General features: G+C 72.8%; 23 protein-coding genes and 2 pseudogenes. 18 read left to right on the top strand and 7 right to left on the bottom strand.

The window, feature by feature from the left end:
• Nucleotides 1-77 precede the first annotated feature (77 nt).
• The 7 genes from pstC to ABZ738_RS15570 all read left to right on the top strand — a co-directional run bounded on the left by pstC (nt 78) and on the right by ABZ738_RS15570 (nt 5439).
• Nucleotides 78-1067 (top strand): phosphate ABC transporter permease subunit PstC, encoded by a 990-nt coding sequence (pstC, locus tag ABZ738_RS15600; RefSeq protein ID WP_236145691.1) that lies wholly within the window; start codon nt 78-80, stop codon nt 1065-1067.
• The gene (gene pstA / locus ABZ738_RS15595; RefSeq protein ID WP_131052807.1) at nt 1067-1981 is read left to right on the top strand and encodes a phosphate ABC transporter permease PstA; all 915 of its coding nucleotides are present in this window, start codon (nt 1067-1069) and stop codon (nt 1979-1981) included. Before pstC ends, pstA begins: the two co-directional genes overlap by 1 nt.
• Before the next feature lies 1 nt (nt 1982).
• Nucleotides 1983-2846, top strand: a complete 864-nt coding sequence (gene pstB / locus ABZ738_RS15590; protein WP_131052806.1) for a phosphate ABC transporter ATP-binding protein PstB — start codon at nt 1983-1985, stop codon at nt 2844-2846.
• Nucleotides 2847-2959: 113 nt separating this feature from the next.
• Nucleotides 2960-3709 (top strand): response regulator transcription factor, encoded by a 750-nt coding sequence (locus tag ABZ738_RS15585; RefSeq protein ID WP_131052805.1) that lies wholly within the window; start codon nt 2960-2962, stop codon nt 3707-3709.
• Nucleotides 3706-4311, top strand: coding sequence for a hypothetical protein (locus ABZ738_RS15580; protein ID WP_357213713.1), 606 nt, complete (start codon nt 3706-3708; stop codon nt 4309-4311). The genes ABZ738_RS15585 and ABZ738_RS15580 overlap by 4 nt, the downstream gene beginning before the upstream one ends.
• Nucleotides 4312-4455: 144 nt before the next feature.
• Nucleotides 4456-4839, top strand: coding sequence for a DUF2267 domain-containing protein (locus ABZ738_RS15575; protein ID WP_131055936.1), 384 nt, complete (start codon nt 4456-4458; stop codon nt 4837-4839).
• 117 nt (nt 4840-4956) lie between these two features.
• Nucleotides 4957-5439 carry a type II toxin-antitoxin system PemK/MazF family toxin gene (locus ABZ738_RS15570; RefSeq protein WP_131055938.1) on the top strand — a complete coding sequence of 161 codons (483 nt, stop codon included), beginning with the start codon at nt 4957-4959 and terminating at the stop codon, nt 5437-5439.
• A gap of 15 nt (nt 5440-5454) precedes the next feature.
• Here the strand turns inward: ABZ738_RS15570 and ABZ738_RS15565 are convergent.
• Nucleotides 5455-5916, bottom strand: a pseudogene (locus ABZ738_RS15565) (NAD(P)H-dependent oxidoreductase); the annotation flags it as partial.
• A gap of 68 nt (nt 5917-5984) precedes the next feature.
• Nucleotides 5985-6632, bottom strand: coding sequence for a GGDEF domain-containing protein (locus tag ABZ738_RS15560; protein WP_131055940.1), 648 nt, complete (start codon nt 6630-6632; stop codon nt 5985-5987).
• Between the two features lie 254 nt (nt 6633-6886).
• On the opposite strand from ABZ738_RS15560, the gene ABZ738_RS15555 reads away from it, so the two are divergent.
• From ABZ738_RS15555 to ABZ738_RS15535, 5 genes are all read left to right on the top strand, one after another.
• Complete coding sequence (locus ABZ738_RS15555) at nt 6887-7126, top strand: DUF397 domain-containing protein (protein ID WP_357213708.1); 240 nt, start codon at nt 6887-6889, stop codon at nt 7124-7126.
• 134 nt (nt 7127-7260) lie between these two features.
• Nucleotides 7261-8148, top strand: coding sequence for a helix-turn-helix transcriptional regulator (locus ABZ738_RS15550; protein WP_357213705.1), 888 nt, complete (start codon nt 7261-7263; stop codon nt 8146-8148).
• Between the two features lie 98 nt (nt 8149-8246).
• On the top strand, nt 8247-9302 hold the full coding sequence (locus ABZ738_RS15545) for a LacI family DNA-binding transcriptional regulator (RefSeq protein ID WP_131055946.1): 1056 nt from the start codon (nt 8247-8249) through the stop codon (nt 9300-9302).
• A 3-nt stretch (nt 9303-9305) separates the two neighbouring features.
• Complete coding sequence (locus tag ABZ738_RS15540) at nt 9306-9512, top strand: hypothetical protein (RefSeq protein WP_176094062.1); 207 nt, start codon at nt 9306-9308, stop codon at nt 9510-9512.
• 112 nt (nt 9513-9624) lie between these two features.
• Nucleotides 9625-11157, top strand: coding sequence for a serine/threonine-protein kinase (locus ABZ738_RS15535; RefSeq protein ID WP_357213702.1), 1533 nt, complete (start codon nt 9625-9627; stop codon nt 11155-11157).
• Between the two features lie 6 nt (nt 11158-11163).
• Here ABZ738_RS15535 and ABZ738_RS15530 read toward each other — a convergent pair whose 3' ends face one another.
• On the bottom strand, nt 11164-11871 hold the full coding sequence (locus ABZ738_RS15530; protein WP_131054945.1) for a carbon-nitrogen hydrolase family protein: 708 nt from the start codon (nt 11869-11871) through the stop codon (nt 11164-11166).
• A gap of 137 nt (nt 11872-12008) precedes the next feature.
• On the opposite strand from ABZ738_RS15530, the pseudogene ABZ738_RS15525 reads away from it, so the two are divergent.
• Nucleotides 12009-12785: pseudogene (locus ABZ738_RS15525) on the top strand (DedA family protein); the annotation flags it as partial.
• A 305-nt stretch (nt 12786-13090) separates the two neighbouring features.
• Entirely contained in the window at nt 13091-13513 is a 423-nt protein-coding gene (locus ABZ738_RS15520; protein WP_131054944.1) for a protein-tyrosine phosphatase family protein, read from the top strand.
• 77 nt (nt 13514-13590) lie between these two features.
• Here the strand turns inward: ABZ738_RS15520 and ABZ738_RS15515 are convergent, their stop codons facing one another.
• Entirely contained in the window at nt 13591-15864 is a 2274-nt protein-coding gene (locus ABZ738_RS15515; RefSeq protein ID WP_131054943.1) for an excinuclease ABC subunit UvrA, read from the bottom strand.
• Nucleotides 15865-16044: 180 nt separating this feature from the next.
• On the opposite strand from ABZ738_RS15515, the gene ABZ738_RS15510 reads away from it, so the two are divergent.
• A complete protein-coding gene (locus tag ABZ738_RS15510; protein ID WP_131054942.1) occupies nt 16045-16773 on the top strand; it encodes a MerR family DNA-binding transcriptional regulator in 729 nt (242 codons plus the stop codon).
• 17 nt (nt 16774-16790) lie between these two features.
• Here ABZ738_RS15510 and ABZ738_RS15505 read toward each other — a convergent pair whose 3' ends face one another.
• A complete protein-coding gene (locus ABZ738_RS15505) occupies nt 16791-17522 on the bottom strand; it encodes a methyltransferase domain-containing protein (RefSeq protein WP_131054941.1) in 732 nt (243 codons plus the stop codon).
• Nucleotides 17523-17681: 159 nt separating this feature from the next.
• The gene (locus tag ABZ738_RS15500; protein ID WP_357213695.1) at nt 17682-18923 is read right to left on the bottom strand and encodes a hypothetical protein; all 1242 of its coding nucleotides are present in this window, start codon (nt 18921-18923) and stop codon (nt 17682-17684) included.
• 314 nt (nt 18924-19237) lie between these two features.
• Here ABZ738_RS15500 and ABZ738_RS15495 point away from each other — a divergent pair, with 314 nt between their 5' ends.
• From ABZ738_RS15495 to ABZ738_RS15485, 3 genes are all read left to right on the top strand, one after another.
• Nucleotides 19238-20524, top strand: a complete 1287-nt coding sequence (locus ABZ738_RS15495) for a serine hydrolase (protein ID WP_357213692.1) — start codon at nt 19238-19240, stop codon at nt 20522-20524.
• Nucleotides 20525-20668: 144 nt separating this feature from the next.
• Complete coding sequence (locus ABZ738_RS15490) at nt 20669-21847, top strand: serine hydrolase (RefSeq protein WP_176095833.1); 1179 nt, start codon at nt 20669-20671, stop codon at nt 21845-21847.
• A gap of 88 nt (nt 21848-21935) precedes the next feature.
• Complete coding sequence (locus ABZ738_RS15485; protein ID WP_357213689.1) at nt 21936-22718, top strand: M15 family metallopeptidase; 783 nt, start codon at nt 21936-21938, stop codon at nt 22716-22718.
• On the opposite strand, the gene ABZ738_RS15480 is transcribed toward ABZ738_RS15485, so the two are convergent.
• Nucleotides 22696-23517: a helix-turn-helix transcriptional regulator gene (locus ABZ738_RS15480; protein ID WP_131053577.1), complete on the bottom strand. Its 822-nt coding sequence runs from the start codon at nt 23515-23517 to the stop codon at nt 22696-22698. The two genes, ABZ738_RS15485 and ABZ738_RS15480, sit on opposite strands and share 23 nt — an antisense overlap.
• Nucleotides 23518-23537 lie beyond the last annotated feature (20 nt).

Raw genomic sequence — 23537 nt, 5'->3', positions numbered from 1 at the left:
AGATCGCTGGGCGTTCCATCCGGGGACGGGATCGACACGATCCCGTCCCCACCAGGGGTACCTGAGCTGGAGTGAAGATGACCGTGACAACCAAGTCCCCCGACCCCCGGCCGACGCTGGCCCAAAGCGGTTCCAGCGCCCTCGGCGACCGGGTCTTCTCCTGGTGGACCCTGGGCACCGGCCTGCTCGTGCTGGCCGTGCTCGGGCTGATCCTCGTCACCACCGTGACCGAGGCGTGGCCGGCGTTCGACGCGATGGGGCTGCGCTTCATCACCGAGCGGGTCTGGGACCCGAATCCGGCGACCGGCGACGCCATCTTCGGCGCGCTGTCGTTCGCGTTCGGCACGGCTGTCTCGTCGCTGATCGCCCTGTTGTTCGCGGTGCCGGTCTCGATCGGCATCGCGCTGTTCCTCACCGAGTTGGCGCCCCGGCGGCTGCGCGCCCCGGCGGTGACCGTGATCGACCTGCTGGCCGCCGTGCCGTCGGTGGTCTTCGGCCTGTGGGGCATCCTGGTCGTCGCACCGGCGCTGGTCCCGATCTATCAGGCGATCCACGACGTGCTCGGCGGCGTGCCGGTGCTCGGCAGCCTCTTCGGCCCGGTGAGCAGCGGTCGGAACTTCATGACCGCCGGCATCATCCTGGCGATCATGGTGACGCCGATCATCACCTCGATCACCCGCGAGGTGTTCGGCACCGTTCCCCGCGCCGACAAGGACGCGGCCCTGGCGCTCGGCGCGACCCGCTGGGAGATGATCCGGGGCGCGGTCTTCCCGCACAGCTTCGGCGGCATCGTCGGCGCGGTGATGCTCGGCCTGGGCCGGGCGATGGGGGAGACCATCGCGGTGGCCCTCGTCATCGGCGGTTCGACCCAGATCACCGCCAACCTGTTCGCCTCCGGCAACACCATGGCCGCGGTCATCGTGCAGCAGTTCGGCGAGTCCACCGGCACCTTCACCGCCGCCCTGATCGGCCTCGGTGTCGTGCTGTTCGCGATGACGGTACTGATCAACGTGCTCGCCCAGGTGGTCGTCCGCCGGGCCGAGGCGCGGATGAAGGGAAGCAGGTAATGACCGTCACCGCACCACCGGCCCAGCGGGCCGCAGCCGGCGGGCCCGACCTGACCAGGGCGGCCCTCTCCGGCCGTCGGCGGTTTCGCAACCACCTCGCGACGGGGGCCATCTGGACCGCCGTGCTGCTCGCCGTCGTCCCGCTGGCCCTGGTGACCTACGAGGTCGTCGCCAAGGGCTCCGGGGTGATGAGCCTGTCCTTCCTGACCGAGGACATCCCGAACTCCTACCGCCGCGACGGCGGTGGCATGTCGGCGGCGATCGTCGGCACGCTCACCATCACCGGCATGGCCGCACTGATGGCCATCCCGCTCGGCGTCTTCGGCGCGATCTACCTCAACGAGTACGGCAAGCAGAAGCCGCTGGCCCGGATCATCCGGCTGATGGCCGACGTGATGACCGGCGTGCCGTCGATCGTGATGGGCGTGTTCATCTACATCGCCTGGGTGCTGATGGTCGGCAAGCAGACCGGCTTCGCCGGTTCGTTGGCGCTTGCCTGCCTGATGCTGCCGGTGGTGATCCGCAGCAGCGAGGAGATGCTCCGGCTGGTCCCCGAGGAGCTGCGGCAGGCGAGCATGGCGCTGGGCGCGCGCAAGTGGCGTACCACGCTCACCGTCGTGCTGCCGGCGGCGATCTCCGGCATCACCAGCGGCTCGCTGCTGGCGGTGGCCCGGGCCGCCGGTGAGACCGCCCCGATCGTCATCGTCACCGGCATCGTGTTCGCGCCGAACTGGAACCTCTTCGACGGCACCAACACCGCGCTGCCCGCGCAGATCTTCCGCAACGCCAGCCAACCCTTCGAGGCGGCCCAGTCCCGGGCCTGGGGTGCCGCCCTGACGCTCATCGTGATCGTGCTCGGCTTCACGATCATCGCCCGACTCATCGCAAGCCGGTTCGCCATCAAGGAGCGCTGACATGGCCAGTAACGACACCGACCTCACCACCCGGCCGTCCGTCGCGGTGCACGCCCCCGGCACCACCGCCGCGGGTACCGTGTCGTCGACCGCACCGGTGATGCAGCTCCACGACGTCAGCGTCTTCTACGGCAGCTACGAGGCCGTGCGGGGCACCTCGATGCCGATCCAGCAGAACCAGGTCACCGCGATGATCGGGCCGTCGGGCTGCGGCAAGTCGACGGTGCTGCGGGCGCTCAACCGGATGAACGACCCGATCCCCGGCGCCCGGGTGGGAGGCGAGGTCCTCTTCCACGGCCAGAACCTGTACGCCAAGGAGGTCGACCCGATCCAGGTCCGCCGCCGCATCGGCATGGTCTTCCAGAAGCCGAACCCGTTCCCCAAGTCCATCTTCGACAACGTCGCGTACGGGCTGCGGATCAACGGCATCAAGGGCCGGCTCGACGACCACGTCGAGGAGGCGCTGACCCGTGCCGCGCTCTGGGACGAGGTCAAGGACAAGCTGCGCAAGAGCGCCCTGGCGCTCTCCGGCGGCCAGCAGCAGCGGCTCTGCATCGCCCGGACCATCGCGGTCAAGCCCGAGGTGATCCTCATGGACGAGCCCTGCTCGGCACTCGACCCGATCGCCACCGCCAAGATCGAGGACCTGATGTTCGAGCTGGCGAGCGACTACACCATCGTCATCGTCACGCACAACATGCAGCAGGCCGCCCGGGTCAGCCACTACACCGCGTTCTTCACCGCCGAGGTGGACGACAAGCAGGTGCGGCACGGCCGCCTGGTCGAGTTCAGCCAGACCGGCAAGCTGTTCACCAACCCCGCCGACAAGCGTACGGAGGACTACATCACCGGCCGCTTCGGCTGAGCCGGAGCGACGGTGCAACGGCGGGCCGCACGCCGTCCTGCCGTGCGGCGGACCGTCCTGCGCGGCGTGTCGACGTCGCGCCGGGCCCGAACCTGAACCGGAGCCGGTGTGCGATGAACATCCTCGTCGAGGCCACCAGGGGTGACCACCGAGCCGACGGGCGATTCGTGCTGCTCGTGGTGGACGACGACGAGAGCGTCGGCGCCGCGCTGGTCGCGCAGTTGGCCGACCACCGGGTACGCGGGCACCACTTCCCGCATGCCGCGGAGGCGCTGCTGGCCACCGGCGCCCTGCAACCGGACGCGGCCGTGGTCGCCGCCGGACTGGCCACCATGAGCAGCGCAGACCTGGTACGGCTGCTGGCCGGTCGGGCCGGTATCCCGACCGTGGTCGGGGTGGGCGACGACGACGGGGGCGTGGCCGTGGCCGCGCTCAAGGCGGGTGCCACCGCCGGTGTCCGGCGTCCGTACCGGGCCGAGGAGGTCCTGCCGATCCTGCGGGCCATCCGCCCGGACACCTCCGGCGCGCTCGACCCGCCGATCGAACTCGGTGGGCTGCGGGTGGATCCGGCGACGTTCGAGGTAAGCCTGGACGGTCGGGCGATCGCCCTGCCGTTGAAGGAGTTCAAGCTGCTCTACTTCTTCATGAGCCACGCCGAGCGTACGGTCACCCGCGAGCAGTTGCTCACCGCCGTGTGGGGCGGGCTTCCCGACGACAGCTCCAACACGCTGACCGTGCACATCAAGCGACTACGTCGGCGTCTCGCCCTCGACGGCGACCGACCTCCGGTGATCGTGACCGTACGCGGCCTGGGCTACCGGTTCGTGCCCGCCGCGGCCCCGGCCATCCGTCCGACCTCGTGACCGCCCCCGCACCGCCGCCGTACCCGCCGACGACCGGGTGGGCGCCGGCCCCGCCGACGGGTACGGCACCGGACGGGATGGTCCTGGTGGCGGTGCCGCTGGCGTACGTGCCGCACGTCGCGCGCCTGCTGGCCGAGCTCGACGCCGGACAGCGGGCGGGCCCGCCGCGTACGCGGATCGACTCGCCGCCGGGCCCGCCCGTCGCCGACTGGACGGTCGAGGACCTGCGCCGGCTCAGCCGGGGACGCAGCGCCACCCACCGGACGGTGGCCGCGGTGCTCGACGCGCTCGCCGCCGCCCCCGACCGGCTGTTCACCGTGCGGGACCTGGCCCAGGCCACCGGCCGTCCGCGCAAGAAGATCGTCGGGGCGATGGCGGGACTGACCCGGCTGTTGAAGGCGCACTACGACTACGCGGGTCGGGGACTTCCGTTCGCCCGGGTGGACGGGCGGCCGGAGGCGCCACGGGAACTCTGCTACACCGTGGACGCGCGGCGGGCGGCATGCTGGCGCGAGGCCCGCTCGCCCCGGACACCGGAGAGCGGCTTCCCGGAACAACCCGTGCCGTCGACCGCACCGGGCCCGGCACGCCCCGCAAGCTGAACTCCGTCGGGCGCGCGCCGCGGGTAAGCAGGGGTCCCCTGCTATACACCAGGCGTTAGCAGGGGACCCCTGCTTACCCGCCCAGGGCGGTTTGTCGGGGGGTGCCGGGGGTAATCGGCGGGGCCCCGACGACAGGAGGGCGCCGTGCGGTTTCCCCTATTCGTCGCCGCGGTGTCGCGCCGGTCGGGTCTGCCGTCCGAGCAGGCCGCCGCCGTGGCCCGTGCGGTGCTGGACACCGTCGTCGAGCGGATGGCGGGCGCGGCGACGACCGCCGACCCGACCGGGTACCTGCCGGACGAGCTGACCGGCGAACTGCCCGCCGGATCCGGTCCGACCCGGCCGGCGGAGTTCCTGCGCCGGGTGGCCCAGCGGGCCGGCGTGGACGCCCCGACTGCCTCGGCCGGGGCGGAGGCGGTCTTCGCCACGCTGCGCGAGACGGTCACCGTGGACGAGTTCCGGCAACTGGTGGCGCGCCTGCGGACCTCGCCGGGTGGTCCGTTCGACGGGCCGGGCGGACGCCTGCCCTGACGCGGCACCGGCCTCGGGGCGGGGGAGGACCTGCCGCCACCCGGCACGCCCGGCCGGGCGGCCCGGTGGTGTCTCCCTGCCCGTGGGGCGGTCGGGGGCAGCGGATAGGCTGCCGCCGTGGCAGGTCTGTTGAGGAGTATGGCGGCCCGTGTCGGCGCGGTGATCCCGGGTCCCCGGCGTAGCGGGCCGACCCCGGCGAAGACCGCGCGACCGCGTCAGGTCACCGCGTTGCAACGCCGCGTGCTGTCGTACGCCCCGGAGCCGGACGGTCAGGCCGACCCGGGCGAGATCGTCTGGACCTGGGTGTCCTACGAGGACGATCCCCGGCAGGGCAAGGACCGCCCGGTGCTGGTGGTCGGACGGCACAGCCGGACGCTGTTCGCGCTGATGCTGTCCAGCCGCAGCGACCGTGACGGCGAACGGCACTGGCTGGCGCTCGGGCCCGGCGAGTGGGACCGGGAGAAGCGGCCCAGTTGGGTACGGCTGGACCGGGTGCTGACCATGCGGGAGGACGGCATCCGCCGGGAGGGCGCCGTGCTGGACCGGGCCCGGTTCGACCGGGTCGGCCAGGCGTTGCGCGCCGGGTACGGCTGGCAGTGACCTTCCCGCCGGCGCTCAGCCCGATTCGGGGCGGGTGGCCGCGTGCCGGGTGTCCGGCGGCGGGTACGGCTGCTCGGCGAGCAGTCGCGCGAGGTGGGCGCTGTTGAGTGCCAGCGCCGAGGTCGTCCGGCCGGTGGTGTCGGGCTTCGGGCGTACGTCGAGGTAGTCGGTCTTGTGCAGCGCCTCGCCGACCCAGTACGTCGCCCCGGCCGCCGGGCAGGTGAAGCCGACCTCGTTTCGCGCCTGTTGCACCTGGCCGATGGTGTGGTGTGCGCCGTCCTCGTTGCCGACCACGGCCACCGCGCCGACCTTGCCGTAGGTGAGCAACCGGCCCTGCTCGTCGGTCTCGGCGAGTTCGGCGTCCAGCCGTTCCAGCACCATCTTGCACACGCTGGACGGCTGCCCCAGCCAGATCGGCGTGGCGATCACCAGGATCTGCGCGGCTCGCAGCTTCGCCCGGATGTCCGGCCAGCCGTCGCCGTCGCCCTCGTTTCCGGTCCGTTACCCGCCTTCGGCACGGTCACGCCCCGATTCCGGGACGGAGGTCAGCACTCGGCGAGGTGGGGGCTGTCGCGCAGTTCCCGGCGGGCCCGGCCGGCGCCGATGCCCTTGGCCTCGTACATCGCCGCGTCGGCCCGGTCGAGGGCCTCGTTGAGCTGCGCGCCCTGCACCGGTGCGAGGCCGACCGAGGCGGTCACCCGGAGGGTGACGGTGCCCAGGGGGATCGGTGCGGCGAGCATGTCGCAGAGCCGTCGGGTGGCGTGGTCGATCCAGCGGCGGTCCACCGTGGGGGTGGCCAGCAGCCCGGCGAACTCGTCCCCGCCGAGCCGGGCGACCAGGTTGTCCCCGGCGAAGGTGGCCAGCCGCTCGGCGACGCTGATCAGCACGTGGTCACCGGCGGCGTGTCCGTACCGGTCGTTGATCTGCTTGAAGTCGTCCACGTCCAGCACCACGGCGACCAGCGGGCGGCCCGCGCTGTCGGTGAGCAGTGTGGCGGCGAGGCGGTAGAAGGCACGCCGGTTCGGTAGGCCGGTCAGCGGATCGTGGCTGGCGGCGTGCCGCTCGGCGGTCAGCTCTGCCTGGAGGCGGCCGATCTCCGTCTCGGCGCGTACGGCCCGACGTCCGAGTTGCCAGGAGGAGAGCAGGGCACCGACGGCGCAGATACCGGACGCGACAGTGAGCGGATCCGGCACGCACCTCTCCCTTCGCCGCGAGCACGTCCCGCGTCCGGCCGACGGGTGTGTGCCAGACACCTCGTTTCCCCTGGTGGCGGCCGAGATCGCGTGACAGAAAGTGAGCGGATGGGCACCGCTCACTTGCGCTATCATGCTCGCTGTCCAATGCAGATGCAATAGCAGATGCACGTGCAGATGAGTTGACTCCATCCCTTTTGCCGCTACCGCTCCTCCCACGGCACCGGCGCCTACCGGAGAGAACCGACGCCACCATGCAGCAGCCCCCGAACGGCGTTCCCGTCGCCCAGTTGCCTCCCCTCGTCTGGCAGAAGAGCCAGCGCAGCAATCCCAGTGGAAACTGCGTCGAGCTGGCGGAACTGCCCGAGGGGGCGGGGATCGCCATGCGCAACTCCCGCCACCCGGAGGGGCCGGCGCTGATCTACACCGTGGACGAGATCGCCGCGTTCCTGCTCGGCGCCCGGGACGGGGATTTCGACCATCTGATCGACTGACCGTCCATCCCACGGCTGGGATTCGCCGCGCGCGGGACGGAGGTTCATCTCACTGATGGTTCATGGCATGCTTACACGTCGGTCGGACCGGTCCGTCGGTTCGATCGACGACGACGGCGTGCGGAGGGCGGCAGGTGACCATGGTTTCCGCGGAGGAGGGTCCGGCGGCGGGCCCCACCGTGCTGCGGATGCTGCTGGGTGCCCAACTGCGGCGGTTGCGTGAGTCGCGCGGGGTCACCCGGGAGAAGGCCGGCTGGGAGATCCGCTCCTCCGAATCGAAGATCAGTCGGATGGAGCTGGGTCGGGTCGGGTTCAAGGAACGCGACGTCGCCGACCTGCTCACGCTCTACGGCGTCACCGCCGAACAGGAGCGCGGCGCGCTGCTCAAGCTGGCCCGGGGCGCCAACAACCCGGGCTGGTGGCACCGCTACGGCGACGTGCTGCCGTCGTGGTTCCAGTCGTACCTGGGCCTGGAGGCGGCGGCGGCGCTGATCCGCAGCTACGAGGTGCAGTTCGTGCCGGGCCTGTTGCAGACGCGCGAGTACGCCCGCGCCGTGGTGCTGCTCGGGCACGGCCAGGCCTCGCCGGCGGAGATCGACCGCCGGGTGGACCTGCGGATGCGTCGGCAGGAGGTGCTGCACCGGGCCAAGCCGCCCCGGCTCTGGGCGGTGGTCGACGAGGCGGCGCTGCGCCGTCCGATCGGTGGCCCGCAGGTGATGCGGGGCCAGTTGGAGGCCCTGCTCAAGGCCACCCGGACGCCGAACGTCCGGGTGCAGGTCATCCCGTTCGCCGCCGGTGGGCACGCCGCCGCCGGTGGCGCGTTCACCATCCTGCGCTTCGGCGACCAGGACCTGCCGGACATCGTCTACATCGAGCAGTTGACCAGCGCGATCTATCTGGACAAGCGCGAGGACCTCGATTTCTACGCGGTGGCGATGGAGCGGCTCTGTGTCGAGGCCGAGCCGCCGGAGCGTACGGCGGAGATCCTGGAACGGATGATCGCCGACCTCGACCCCGGCTGACCGATCCGCGCCGGGGCGGCGTGGATTGACACCTGACGAACTGCTGGCTAATCTCTGGATCGATCCAGTTACTGAATCGATCCAGAACGGGGTGGCGCATGAAACCGACCCTGCGGGCCGTCGCCGAGGCGGTCGGTGTCTCGCGCAGCACCGTCTCCAACGCCTACAGCCGTCCCGACCAGCTCTCCACCGAGTTGCGGGCACGCATCCTGGAAGCCGCCCGGCAGATGGGCTATCCCGGGCCCGACCCGACCGCACGATCGTTGCGCCGGGGCTTCGTCGGCGCCATCGGCGTGCTGTTCACCTCGCGGCTGTCGTACGCGTTCACCGATCCCTTCGCGGTCCGGTTCGTCACCGGCGTCGCCGAGGCGGCCGAACGTCACGACAGCAGCCTGTTGCTGGTGCCGTTGCCGCCGGACCCGGCCGGTGCCCGGCGGGCGGTGGAGAACGCCGCCGCCGACGGGTTCTGCGTCTACTGCGCCGGAGGCGAGGAAGGCATTCTCGACACCATCCGTGGTCGCGGACTTCCCTTCGTCACCACCTCGTCGCGGCCCCGCGCGGACGACCGGTGGGTCGGCATCGACGAGCGGGCCGCCGCTCGCTCGGTCGCCGCACACCTGGTCGACCTCGGCCACCGACGGGTCGCGCTGCTCGGCCACGACGTCCTGCCGCGCGCCGACACCGGTCTGCTACGCGTCGCCGACGTGGCCGACGTGCCGCACCCCACCACCCGCGACCGACTCGCCGGCTTCGCCGACGCCTTCGCGACCGCCGACGTGCCCTGGACCGACCTGACTGTGCTCACCGCCCAGGACAACACCCGGGACGCCGGGGCCACCGCCGCCCGCGCGCTGGCCGCCCTGGCCGAACCACCCACTGCGGTGCTGGCCGCCTCCGACGTGCTCGCCCTCGGCGCGCTCGACGCGCTGCGCGAGCAGGGCGGGCGGGGGCGACAGGTCTCCGTCACCGGCTTCGACGACATCGCCGAGGCCGCCACGGCTGGCCTGACCACGGTGCGCCAACCCGCCGAGCAGAAGGGCCGCACCGCCGCCGAACTGCTCCTCGACCCGCCCGGGGACGCCCGTGCGCGTCAGATCCTGCTGCCCACCACGCTGGTCGTCCGGACCAGTTCCGGACCTGCCCCGAGGAGCTGAACCATGGAACAGCCGACCGGCTTCGTGTTCGCCATCGATGCGGTCACCCGCCACGTCAACTCCGCCCGGCCGGACGCGCCGATCCGTCCCGATCCGCCCCGCACCGCGCGTTTCGCCGCCGGTCGTCGCCGCGCCGCCACGGCGCTGCGCCGGCTCGCCGACCAGATCCAACCGCCCGCGTTGCCCAGTCCGACGAACTGCGTCCGGTAGGAGCGGCCGGCGACGGGGCGGGAGCGGCGAGGCGGGTCCGCGATCCCCGGACCGTTGCCGACCAGGCCGCTCGGGTGGTGTGCGGGGCGGTGCACCAGGCAGACTGAGACCGATGTCAGCCTTCACCTCCAGCCTGCGGTTGCACGACCGCTACGTGCTGCGCGACCGGATCGGCCTGGGCGGGATGTCCGAGGTCTGGTGGGCCGACGACGAGATCCTCGGCCGTCCCGTCGCCGTGAAGGTCCTCGCCGGTTCGTTCGCCGTCGACCCGGACCTGCGGGCCGTCCTCCGGCGTGAGGCCCGCGCCGCGGCACGCCTGACCCACCCGCACGTCACCCAGGTCTACGACTACGGCGAGGCCGCCCTCGCCGGTGGCACGGTGGTGCCGTTCCTGGTCATGGAACTCGTCGACGGGCAGAACCTCGCCGACCGGCTCGCCGACGGCCCGCTGCCCTGGCCGTCGGCGCTGCGCACGGCCGCGCAGGTGGCCGCCGCCCTGGCCGCCGCGCACCGCATCGGCGTGGTGCACCGCGACATCAAGCCGGGCAACGTGATGCTCACCGAGACCGGCGCCAAGGTGCTCGACTTCGGCATCGCCGCGCCGGCCGGGCCACCGCACCCCGGTCCCGGCCCGACCGGCGAGCCGATGATGGGTACGCCCGCGTACACCGCGCCGGAACGCTTCGGGTCCGGGGCCCCGGACCCGGCCAGCGACGTGTACGCCCTCGGCGCGCTGCTCTACCGCACCGTCACCGGTGAACCCCCGCTGCCCGTGCACAGCTGGGAGGACGCCCTGGTGGTGCACGCCAACCGCCGTCCGGTGCCGCCGCCGCGCGTACCCGGCCTGCCGGCCGAGCTGGCCGACCTGATGCTGGCCTGCCTCGATCCCGATCCGGGGCGCCGCCCCACGGCGGGCCAACTGGCGGCGCGGTTCGCCGCCGGCGCGAGCGGTGCGCCCTCGTCGGCCACGACCGTGCTGCCGATCGTCAAGGCCACCGCCCCGGTGGACCCGTCCACCGGGGCCCGCACGGCGGCCGACGCACACCCGTCGACGCTCGTCGACCGGACCGGCACCTGGTCGGCGACGGCCCGACCGCCCTCCGGCGCCCGGTCCACGCCGGACAGTCCGGTCCGGGGCCTTCCCGGCCGCCCACGGCGTCCCCGACGCCCGGTCGGGGCGGTCGTCGCGACCGGTCTGGCCCTGGTGGTCGGCGTCGGTACGGCGGTCGCCCTGAGTGGCGGCGGCGACGGAGTGCCGGCGGCAACGCCCAGCACCGCTCCGGCCGCGCCGCCGCCGACCTCCGCGCCCCCGCCGACGTCTGCCGCCCCACGACCCAGCCCCACGCCGTCGACCAGCCGACCCGAGCCGGTCAACCTGCGGCAGACCGCGGGCGAACTCATCGCGCTGCTCGTCGAGGGGCAGTTCACCGGCGACATCGACCGCAAGGTCGCCGACCGGCTACGCAAGGACCTGGCCGAACTCGCCACCGGTAAGCCCAAGGACCGCGAGAAGCGTATCGAGAAGGTGCGTGACCGCCTCGACGACGAGGTGGAACGCGGCCGCGTCCCGGCCGACTTCGCCGACCGCCTGGAGCGGCTGCTCGACCAGGTCGAGGACTCACTCGACGACGAGGACGACGACTGACCGGCCTCAGGTGAGCGTGACCCGGGCGAACTCGCCCGGCGTCGTGCCCGCGCGGGCCAGCACCGCGCCGTCGGACGCCCAGATCGCCGAGCGCCCGGCGGTCTCCACAAAGCCACCGCCGGTCGAGCCGGCGAAGCTCGCCGTCGCGACCACCACCCGGTGCGTGGTGGAGATCCGTAGCGCCCGCTCGTCCTGGACCGCCGTGTCGGCCGCGTGGTCGACGACCGACGCGACGTAGACGTCGACGCCGAAGGCGCAGGTCCGGGCGGCGTGTTCCGGCACGCCGGTGTCCTTGCAGATCGCCAGGCCCAGCCGCCAGCCGTCGACGGTCAGCACGACCGGCTCCGGGCCGGGCGCGAACCGCCGGGCCTCCACCGTGCCGAGCGACATCTTCCGGTACGCCACACGCGCGCCGGTGTGGTCCACCGCGAGGGTGGCGATGTGCTCACCGGCCACCGGCGCGCCGGCCAGCGCCAGCGTCCCCGTCTGGGTGCACGCCTCGACGAGCGGTGTCAGCCGTGGGTCGGTCGGGTCGAGCGCCGGCGCGTCCAGTTCGTACCCGGTCAGCGAGAGTTCGGGGAAGACCACCACCCGGGAGGCCGCGGCCCGGACCAGCGCGGCGTGTGCCGACACGTTCGCCTCGACGTCATAGGCCACGCACGGCGGCTGGGCGACGGCGATCCGCAGCGGGCTGCGCGCTGGAGTGCCACTCATGCCGAGTAGCTTAGAGCGACCGGTGACAGGGCGTGGGGGACGAGGCGGCCCTGGTGCCGATCGCTCTCCGAGGTCGCTCGGTCCTGGATCGACGGGTGATTGTGCGATTCCCCGCGTGAGTTCGTAGCGTGTGGGCCATGATTCATGCCCCGCACGCTCCGTCTGCCGCCGACGTCGTCGGCCAGTCCGCACCACCCGAGGACGGCCTGGTCGGCCTGGTCACCGATCTGATGGAGCGACTCGGTGCCCCGGGGGCGGGGCTGGCCGTGGCGTTGGAGAACCTCTTCCCGCCCATCCCCAGCGAAGTGATCCTGCCGCTCGCCGGCTTCGCCGCCGCACAGGGCCGGATGAGCCTGGTCGCGGCGATCTTCTGGACCACGCTCGGCTCGGTGGTCGGTGCCCTGGCGCTCTACTGGATCGGTGCGGCGCTGGGGCGGGAGCGGACCCGGGCGATCGCGGCCAAGCTGCCGCTGGTCAAGCTCAGCGACGTCGACCGGACCGAGGAGTGGTTCCTCCGGCACGGCGTCAAGGCCGTCTTCTTCGGCCGCATGATCCCGATCTTCCGCAGCATGATCTCCATTCCGGCGGGCGTGGAACGGATGCCGCTGCTCACCTTCACGCTCTACACCACGCTCGGCAGCCTGATCTGGAACACCACGTTCGTGATGGCCGGTTACCTGCTCGGCGACAACTGGCACCTGGTCGAGGGGTACGCCGGCATCCTCCAGAAAGTGGTCATCGTGGCCTGCCTCGCCGGGCTGGTGTGGTTCGTGGTCACCCGGTTGCGGCGCTCCCGGCGGACCGGCGGGCTCCGCGCCAACGACACCGCGTCCGCGGTGGCCGAGACCGCGCCGACCGGGACCCCCGACCCGGAGGGACGGGGCACCATCTACCGCAGCGCCTGGGCTGACGACCGGCCCGTGACCGACCAGCGCGTCCGGCCGGACGACGGGCCCGTGGCGGACCAGCGTGGGTGGGCCGACAACCGGCCTGCGGCGGACCAGCACAGTGTCTGGGGGGACCGGCCGGTGGCAGAGCAGCGTGGGTGGGCCGAGAACCAGCCGGTGATGGACCAGCACCACGCCTGGGGAGATAATCGGCCCATGGCGGACCAGCACCCCGGGTGGGCAGACGACCGGCCCGGGACCGACCAGCGCACCTGGGCTGACGACCGGCCCGTGCCGGACCAGGGGCGTCCGGACCAGTCGGGACACCGGTGGTGAGCGCCGAGCCGCAGGACTGGGCCGCGCAGACCGGGGTGGTCACGCTGCCCGGCGGCGTACGGGTGCGGGGGCGACGCATCGCCGACCCGGCCACCCCGGCCGACTTCAGCCTGCTGCTGGCTCCCGGCCCGACGCCCGCATGGGCGCACCGTCGGGTGCGCTGGCCCGACTTCTGGATACCGGTGGACCGCGCCGACGCCCTGGAGGCCCTGCGGGAGGCGTTGCGCCGGGGATACGCGGGCGAGCGGGTGGAGGTGGCCTGCCGGGGTGGTACGGGTCGGACCGGCACCGCGTTGGCCGCGTTGGCGATCCTCGACGGGTTGCCCGCCGAGCAGGCGGTGGACTGGGTCCGGGCGGCCTACCGGCCCCGCGCGGTCGAGACTCCCTGGCAACGTCGCTGGCTGCGTCGCCTGACCTGACACCCCGCCGACGACACTGATCGGGGTGCCCCGCCCGACACCCGCGCGATGCGACGGTGCCGGGCGGGGCACGTCCGTCAGCGGGCCACGTACTCGCGCAGGTGCCGGGCGGTGAGGGTGTCGCCGTGTGCGACCAGGTCGGCGGGGGTGCCGGTGAACACGACCCGTCCGCCGTCGTGACCGGCGCCCGGCCCCAGGTCGATCAGCCAGTCCGCGTGCGCCATCACCGCCTGGTGGTGCTCGATGACGATGACCGTGTTGCCGGCGTCCACCAGCCGGTCGAGCAGCGCCAGCAACTGGTCCACGTCGGCCAGGTGCAGGCCCGTGGTCGGCTCGTCCAACACGTACGTGCCGGCCTTCTCGGCCATGTGGATGGCCAGCTTGAGCCGCTGCCGTTCGCCGCCGGAGAGGGTGGTCAGCGGCTGGCCCAGCGTGAGGTAGCTCAGCCCCACGTCGGCGAGCCGGTCCAGGACCACCCGGGCGGCACCGCCGGGGAAGAAGTCCTGCGCCTCGCTGACCGACATGCCGAGCACCTCGCTGATGGTGCGACCGCGCAGTCGGTAGGTCAGCACCTCGTCGGTGAAGCGCCGACCCTCGCACCGTTCGCAGACCGAGGCGACGCCGGCCATCATCGCCAGGTCGGTGTAGACCAGCCCGATGCCCTTGCAGGTCGGGCAGGCGCCCTCGGAGTTGGCACTGAACAGCGCCGCCTTCACCCCGTTGGCCTTGGCGAACGCGGTGCGGACCGGGTCGAGCAGGCCGGTGTACGTGGCCGGGTTGCTGCGCCGCGAGCCCCGGATCGGTGCCTGGTCGACCACGACCACCCCGTCGCGGCGGTGCAGCGAGCCGTGCACCAGGGAACTCTTGCCCGAGCCGGCCACCCCGGTCACGACGGTCAGCACGCCGAGCGGGACGTCCACGCTGACGTCGCGCAGGTTGTGCAGGTCGGCGTGGCGGATGGCCAGCTGTCCGCTGGGGGTACGGACCTGTTCGCGCAGGCGTACCCGGTGGTCGAGGTGCCGGCCGGTGCGGGTGTCGGAGCGGCGCAGCCCGGCCACGTCGCCGGTGTAGCAGATCCGGCCGCCGCCGGTGCCCGCACCGGGACCGAGGTCGATCACGTGATCGGCGATCGCGATGGTCTCCGGCTTGTGCTCGACGACGAGGACCGTGTTGCCCTTGTTCCGGAGTCGCAGCAGCAGGTCGTTCATCCGGGCGATGTCGTGCGGGTGCAGGCCGACGGTGGGTTCGTCGAAGACGTACGTGATGTCGGAGAGGCTGGACCCGAGGTGCCGGACCATCTTGACCCGTTGCGCCTCACCGCCGGAGAGGGTGGCCGACTCGCGGTCGAGGCTGAGGTAGCCCAGACCGATCTCGACCAGCGAGTCCAGCAGTTCCCGCAGGTTCCCGGTCAACGGGGCGACCGAGGAGTCCTCGATGCCCCGGACGAACGCGGCGAGGTCGCTGATCTGCATGGCGGCGCACTCGGCGATGTTGCGTCCGGCGATGCGGGAGGAGAGCGCGGCGGCGTTGAGCCGGGTGCCGTCGCAGTCGGTACAGGTGGTGAAGGTGACCGCCCGGTCGACGAAGGCGCGGATGTGCGGCTGCATCGACTCCCGGTCCTTGGCCAGGTAGAGCCGGCGCACCTTGACGATCAGACCCTCGTACGTGAGGTTCGTGCCGCCCACCTTGATCTTCGTGGCCGGTTTGCGGAGCAGGTCCTCCCACTGCTGCGGGGTGAAGTCCTGGAGCTTGACGTCCGGGTCGAAGAGACCGGAGCCGACGATGGTCTGCCAGTACCAGGTGTCGACCGCGAAGTTCGGCACGGTGACCGCGCCGTCGTTGAGGGACTTCTCCACGTCCACGAGTTCGTTGACGTCGAGGTCGGAGACGCGGCCCAGGCCCTCACAGGCGGGGCACATGCCCTCGGCGAGGTTGAAGCTGAACGCTCCGGCTCCACCGACCTGCGGGGTGCCGAGCCGGCTGAACACGATGCGCAGCATCGCGTACGCGTCGGTGGCGGTGCCGACGGTGGAGCGGGAGTTGGCGCCCATCCGCTCCTGGTCGACCACGATCGCCGGGGTGAGGTTGCGCAGCGAGTCCACGTCCGGCCGGGAGAGGTTGGGCATGAACGACTGGAGGAACGCGCTGTAGGTCTCGTTGATCATTCGTTGCGACTCGGCGGCGATGGTGCCGAAGACCAGCGACGACTTACCGGATCCGGAGACGCCGGTGAAGACGGTCAGGCGACGCTTCGGGATGTCGACCGAGACGGAGTCGAGGTTGTTCTCCCGTGCTCCGCGTACCTCGATCACGTCGTGACTGTCGGCGGCGGACCGTGCTGGCTGCTGCATGCGAACCCTTCGCGAGATCGTGGACGGACTCCCGCCCCGGAAAGAAAGAGCTGGGATGGCCTGGCCAGGTTCAAGTGTCTCATGGACCTTCCCGTGGAGACTTTCGTCGACGTTGAGCGCCTTCGAGCGGCGAAAGGTGCCGCAAAGTCTCAAACAACCGTGAGGCGCTAGGGTGAACCGGTGGCGGGACGACGGACGACCGGGCGACTGCGCGCGGTCGACCTCGCCGCGGCGGTCGGCATCTCCGTGCAGCAGGTGCGCAACTACGTCGATCTCGGGGTGCTGCCGCCGGTGGAGCGCACACCGAGCGGCTACCGGATCTTCACTGCGGCGCACCAGCGGGCGCTGACCGTGGCGCGGACGGTCGCGGACGGGCACGGCTGGGCGCGTACCCGCCAGATCATGGCGGCGGCGCACGTGGGTGACCTGCCGACGGTGCTGGCCGCGCTGGACGCCGGGCACGCCGAACTGGACCGGGAACGTGCCGAGATCCGTCGGGTGCTCGGCGCCTTCGAGACGGTGGTGAGCGCCTCCGCCCCGCCGGTCCCGGTGCCCCGCCGGGCCGCCCGGGTCGGCGCGGTCGCCGACCTGGTGGGTGTCCGCACCTCGCAGCTACGGGCCTGGGAGGCGCGTGGTCTGCTCCGGCCGGGCCGCGAGCCGGGCACCGGCTACCGGCGCTACGACGAGGCCGAGCTGCGTGCGGCCCAGGTGGTGGCGCTGCTGCGCCGGGGTGCCTACCCGTTCGAGATCATCACGGCGGTGCTGGACGAGCTGAGGAGCACCGGCAGCCCGCTGCGGGTCCGCGCGGAACTCGCCCGGCGGGAACAGGACCTGCACCGACGCAGCCTGCGTCGGTTGGCCGGATCCGCCGCGCTGCACGACTACCTGCGGCACCTCGGCCTGTGCTGATCCGCGCTCCGGTCGGATCAGCGCAGCACCAGCAGGTCGAGGTGGTCGACCACCGGTGCCGGGGCACTGCCCCGGACCGCCTGGCGTAGCCGGGCCATGCCGGCCCGGAACTCGGATTCGGTGATCAGGTGCAGGGGGGTGTGCGCGCGGCGGTCGATCCGGTCGGCGTACTCGGCCAGCGAGGTGGCCACGGTCTGGGCGACCGGCTCGACGCTGCTCACCGGGAACCCCGCCGCGGCGAACGCGGAGCGCACCCGGGACAGGCTGGGGAACTGGTCGAGCACCCGGATCGCCTCCGGGAACCACTCGAAGAGGGCGACGAGCTGGTGCCGTCCCGGGAAGGGGGAGCGGATCAGCACCGGAGCGCCCGGACGCAGCACCCGGCGCAACTGCCGGGCCACGGCGTCGAGATCGGGTACGTGGTGCAGCATCGTCGAGAGCCAGGCACCATCCACACTGGACGCGGCCAGCGGGAGCGCGGTCGCCTCACCGGCGAGCATCGGCCGGTGCGGGCACCGGTCACGCATCGCCGGGGCCGGCTCCACCGCCAGCACACGTACTCCGTACCAGCCGGCGAAGGTGGTGGCCCAGGCTCCCGTACCGGCGCCGAGGTCCAGCAGCGTCGACCCGGGGTGTGGTCGCAGGTGCTCCCGGACGGCGTGTCGCCAGTGGGTCAGGCCGGCGGGTGCCAGCTCGCGGGTGGCGGCGAACGCGGCCGCCTCGGCGTCGTCGTACGAGATCAGACCCACGGTCACCCCTCCGACCGCGGCCGGCGGATCCGGCCCCGCTCTGTAACGTTTTGTAGTCGCTTGGTGACTGAGGGGTCAACCAGTTGTGAGAGATGCCGCAAAAAGAGATGGTGGGCGATGGCTACAGCCATCGCCCACCATCCGTAGCGTTCCGTCAGGTCAGCTGACCGAGCAGGGTGCCAGGTTGACCAGCTCGGCGGGCCGGTTGCCGTCGACCCGGCCGATCGCGGTGGCGATCCGGTTCAGGGCGGCGACACGCCGGTCCTTCAGCGGGCCGACGACCGTGTTCTGCACGAAGTTCGCTCCACCCTCCGGGCGTACCGCGAGCTGGGCGAGACGGGCGTTGGCGTCCGCGATCTGGTTTTCCAGGTTGGCCAGCTCGCGCTGCACCTCGGCGGCGGCCTGAGCGGGTACGGCCGGCAGGCGGTCGGCGACACTCGGGCAGTTCACCCGCTGCGCCACGCCGGCCCCGGCGTTGCCGTTGTTGCCCGCGTTGCCGTTACCGGCGTTGCCGTTGTTCCCGGCGTTCCCGTTACCCGCGTTGCCGCTGTTGCCGTTGACCGCGCTGGGGGTACCCGGGGTGTTCAGTCCGCAGGTGGCGAGGCTGGCGAGGTTCGGGCGCTGGCCACCGGCCCGGTTGATGTTGATGCCGATGCGGTCGAGGGCGGCGGTGCGCTTGCTGGCCAGTGGGCCGAGGATGGCGTTCTGGATGAAGTTGGCGCCGCCCTGGGGGTTGGCGGCCTGGGCGGCGAGGCGGGCGTTGGCCTCCTCGATCTGCTTGTCGAGGTTGGCCAGTTCCTGCTCGACGCCGGCGACGGCGGCGGCGGGTACGCCGGAGAGCTTGTCCCGGACGGTCGGGCAGTTCGCCGTCTGCGCCGCTCCGGCTCCGGCATTGCCGGTGTTGCCGCCGTTGTTCGCGTTCCCGGCACCGATGTTGCCGTTGCCCGCGCCGCCGTTGACGGCGCTGGGGGTGCCTGCGGCGTTCAGTCCGCAGTTCGCGAGGCTGGCCAGGTCGGGGCGCTGGCCACCGGCCCGGTTGATGTTGATGCCGATGCGGTCGAGGGCGGCGGTGCGCTTGCTGGCCAGTGGGCCGAGGATGGCGAGCTGAACGAAGTTGGCGCCACCCTGGGGGTTGGCGGCCTGGGCGGCGAGGCGGGCGTTGGCCTCCTCGATCTGCTTGTCGAGGTTGGCCAGTTCCTGCTCGACGCCGGCGACGGCGGCGGCGGGTACGCCGGAGAGCTTGTCCCGGACCGTCGGGCAGTTCGCCGTCTGCGCCGCCCCGGCGCTGTCGTCGGCGGAGGCCAGCGTCAAGCCCGCGCCGAGCAGCGCGACCGCGAGGATGCCGACGCCGCCGACTTTCAGGGCGGCTTGCTTCCGCTGCTTCTGGGTACGCCTGACCATGATTCTCTCCTCATGAATGACCGCCGGGCGGGCCGACCGCGTCGGCGGCCGCCGGCTGAAGCGCCGTGGGAAGCCCGGGAGCCTCGACAGCGGCGGCCGTTCCGCATGCCGGAGCCTGTCCCGGGGTGACCGTCGGACGCGCTTCGGGAGCGCTCCCGCCGCAGGTCCGAACGTTGTGGTGTGTTCGGCTGTGGATACGGGGGGCGCGCGGGATCGGTTCAACCGGTGCGTGTGGAAGATCCGCACCCTCGCGTCGAGTCGGCGGTCCGACCGATCGGGTGCGGCCGCCGATCGTGCCGTTAGTCTGCGTCTTCATGAGCGTCCGGGCCTTCTCCGTCGCCGTCGTCGTCCTCGCGATCGTGGCGATCCCCGCGACTGCCGGTGCGGCTGCGATCACCGACCGTGTCGCCGCCGTGTCGCCGCCGCCTGCTGCGCCGGCCGCCACGCCGACTGCTGCGGTGCCCTGCCCGAAGGCCGTCGCGCCGAAGGTGACCCGCTCGCCCCGGCCGACCCCGCCACCCTCGGACCCGGAGCACCGGGTGGTCGGCGGGGAGCCGCTGGCGACCTCGGGACTCGTCGTGCCGCCGGGCGTACCGGCCCCGCCGAGGGTGACCGCGACCTCGTGGCTGGTGGCCGATCTGGACACCGGCACCGTGCTCGGTGGCTGTGGCCCGCACGAGTACGCCACCCCGGCCAGCGTGCAGAAACTGCTGCTGGCCGCGACCATGCTGCCCCGACTCGATCCGGAGCAGGTGATCAGGGTGACCCGGGAGGACCTGGACATCGCGCCCGGCTCGTCGGCGGTCGGGCTGCTGCCCGGTGGCCGGTACCGGGTGGAGACGCTCTGGCTCGGTCTGCTGTTGCAGTCCGGCAACGAGGCGGCCAACGCGCTGGCCCGCCTCGGCGGTGGCCCGGACGGTGCGGCGGGCGGGGTGCGGGCGATGAACGAGTACGCCCGGCACCTCGGCGCGTTGCAGACGCACGCGGTCACGCCGTCCGGGTTGGACGGTCCGGGGCAGTTCACCAGCGCGTACGACCTGGCGCTGATCGCCCGGGCCTGCTTCGCCGACCCGACGTTCCGCCGGTACGCGCTCACCGAACGCACCCGGATCCCGGCCCAGCGGGGGCTGGGCGCCAGGGGTTTCCAGATCCAGAACGAGAACCAGCTCGTGCACCGCTATCCGGGTGCGCTGGGCGGCAAGACCGGCTTCACCGACTACGCACGGCACACCTACGTCGGCGCCGCCGAGCGCGACGGTCGCCGGTTGGTGGTCACGCTGCTCGGTGCCGAGCCCCGACCGCAGCGCGGCTGGGAGCAGGGTGCCGCCCTGCTCGACTGGGGTTTCCGGCTGCCCCGGGAGGCCGGCGTGGGTCGGCTGGTGGAGCCGGGGGAGTGGGACGCCGCACGAACGCCCGTACCGCCTTCGCCGGCCCTGCCCGCGCCGGCCGAGGCGCCGCCGGTGAGCACCACGACCTCGGCCACCGTCGACGACCGCCCGGGCGCGGGCACGGTCGTGGCGCTGGCGGTCGGCGCGGCCGCGATCGCCCTGGCGGTGGTCGCCGCCCGCCGGATCCGCGCCTCCGGCCGCACCCGCGACTGACCCGACGATCCGCACCACCCGCCGGCCGGCGGACGCGCCGACCGCGTGTGCGATGGTCGATTTGCCGGACCAGTCGGTAATCACCCGATAGTGTCGCTGGATGTGAGAGTCCGAGCCCTGGTCGTCGCGGTGGCGACGGCGCTCATGACCACACCGCTGCCGGCGACCGTGGCGGTGGCGGCACCCGTGCCGTGTCCACGTCCGGCACCGCCGGCTCCCGGGCCGTCGCAGCCGGTCACGCCGTCACCGGACCCGGTGCAGCGGGCGGTGGGCGGCGCGCGGCTGGCCACCCAGGGACTGGTCGTGCCGACGACGGTGCCCCGGCCGCCCGAGGTGGCCGCCACCTCGTGGCTGGTGGCCGACCTGGACACCGGTGCGGTGCTGGGCGGCTGTGGCCCGCACGAGTACGCCACCCCGGCCAGCGTGCAGAAGCTGCTACTGGCCGCGACCATGCTGCCCCGACTCGACCCGTACGACATGGTCACCATCACCGCCGGGGACCTCGACATCGAACCCGGCAGTTCGGCCGTGGGGCTGGTGGAGGGCGGCCGGTACCGGGTGGAGACGCTCTGGCTCGGTCTGCTGCTGCGGTCCGGCAACGAGGTGGCGAACGCGCTGGCGCGGGCCGGTGGTGGGCCGGACGGCATGGCGGGCGGGCTGCGCGCGATGAACGAGCGGGCCCGGGCACTCGGCGCGTACCAGACGCACGCGGTGACCCCGTCCGGGCTGGACGGTCCGGGGCAGTTCACCAGCGCGTACGACCTGGCGCTGATCGCCCGCGCCTGCTTCGCCGACGAACAGTTCCGGCGGTACGCGGCCACCCGGGAGGCGAACATCCCGCCCCAGCCGGCGCAGGGCACGAAGGGCTTCGCCATCGACAACGACAACCAGTTGCTCTACCACTATCCGGGTGCGCTGGGCGGCAAGACCGGCTACACCGACCTGGCCCGGCACACCTACGTGGGCGCGGCCGAGCGGGGCGGGCGTCGACTGGTGGTCACCCTGCTCGGCGCGGACGTCGTCGACAAGCGGGGCTGGGAGCAGGGTGCCGCGCTGCTCGACTGGGGGTTCGCGCTGCCCCGGGACACCTCGGTCGGGGTGCTGGTGAGTCCGGGCACCGCCACGTCCGCCGTACCGTCGGCCTCGGTGCCGCCGCAGGCGCTGCCCGGCGGGGCCGCAGCGGAGCCCGCACCGCGGACGCTCGGCGCCCCGCTGCGGTGGGCCTCGCTGGTCGTGCTCGCCGTCGGCGTGACGCTGCTGGCCGGCGCGCTCGTCACCCGGCATCGCCGCCGCGCCGCCCACCGTGGCCGCCCGGCCCGCTGAACCCGCCCGGTCCGCGTCGACAACACACCGGGCGACCGGTCCGGCCCGGTGCCGGCTCGGTCGGTGGGCGGTCGTCCCGACGGCCGTGGTGGGACTGGTCGCGGGGCTGGGCGGGTGCGGGCGGAACGCGCCGACGCCCGAGCCGTCCCGCACGCCACCGCCGGCGTCGGCACCGGCGCGGCCGGGCCTGGTGGTCCTGTCCGACCTGGACGGACGCATCCTCACCGACATCCGCTACGCCACCGCGCACAACTTCGTCGGTCGCCCGGTCGACGGTTACCAGGAGCCGCTCTGCCTGCTCACCGCGGCGGCCGCGCGGGCGTTGCGCCGGGTGCAGGACGCCGCCCTGGCCACCGGTCACCGCCTCAAGGTGTACGACTGCTACCGCCCGCAGCGTGCCGTGAACGACTTCGTGGCCTGGGGCGCCGACCCGGGGCGGCAGGAGACCAAGGCGGAGTTCTATCCCCGGGTGGCCAAGTCCGCGCTGTTCGACCGGGGCTACCTCGGTGCCCCCACGTCGCACAGCCGGGGCAGCACGGTCGACCTCACGCTGGTCGAGGAGCCGCCGCCCGAGCGGTCCGGGCCCGTCCCGGGTCGGCCCCCGGCCGCCTGCACCGACCCGTACGGCCGGCTTTCCACCGACGGCAGCGTGGACATGGGGACGGGCTTCGACTGCTTCGACCCGCTGTCGCACACCGACTCGACGGCGGTCGGCGCCACCGCACAGGCGAACCGGCGGTTGTTGCGGGACCTGATGACCGACGGCGGTTTCGTCGGTTACGACCGGGAGTGGTGGCACTTCCGCTACCGCGACGAGCCCTGGCCGGACACCTACTTCGACCTGCCGGTCACCCGCTCGTCGGCGGACTGAGCGGGGCGAGGTCGCGCAGCGCCTCGGCGGTGGCCGGGTCGGCGGGGAAGAACGCCTCCACGGCCAGCCCGGAGACCGTCACGTCCAGCGGCGTGCCGAAGAGCGTCGTGGTGCTGAAGAACGAGAGTTCGCCGTCGTCGTGCCGGAAACGCAGCGGGACGGCGACCCGTGCGGCGAGGTCACCGACCGGCTCGGCGGGTCCCTCGCCGCCGGGGTAGCCGCGCAGCTCGTCGTGCAGCGCGGTCAGCACCGGGTCGCTGGTCGTCTGGGCCTGGTGGCGTAGTCGCCTGAGCAGATGGGCGCGCCACTGCGCGAGGTTGAGGATGCGCGGTGCCATGCCGTCGGGGTGCAGGCTGAGCCGCAACACGTTGACCGGCGGGGTGAGCAGGTCGGGATGGGCGTCGGCGGTGAACAGGTCGATCGTGGGGTTGGCCTCGAGGAGGTGCCAGTGCCGGTCGACGAGCACGGCCGGGTACGGGTGGTGCCCGTCGAGGATCCGGCGGACGGCGGTGCGGACCGGGGCCAGTTCCGGGTCGGCCAGGTCGTGCGCGGGAAAGGCGGGCGCGTACCCGCCGGCCAGCAGCATCACGTTGCGGGCGGCCAGCGGCAGGTCGAGCTGCTCACCGAGCCGCATGAGCAACTCCCGGCTCGGTCGGGAGCGGCCGGTCTCCACGAAGCTCAGGTGCCGGGTCGAGACTCCCGCCTCGATCGACAGGTCGAGCTGGCTCAGCCCGCGTACCCGCCGCCAGTCGCGCAGCAGCGTGCCGACCGGACGGCTCGGCGAGGTCACAGTGGTCACCTCGCCGACCCTAGTGAGGG

The organism is Micromonospora sp. NPDC047793 (genome assembly GCF_040642635.1).
GTDB lineage: Bacteria > Actinomycetota > Actinomycetes > Mycobacteriales > Micromonosporaceae > Micromonospora.
Note: the sequence above shows the minus strand (reverse complement) of the source record. Positions and strands in the feature narration are given on the sequence as shown.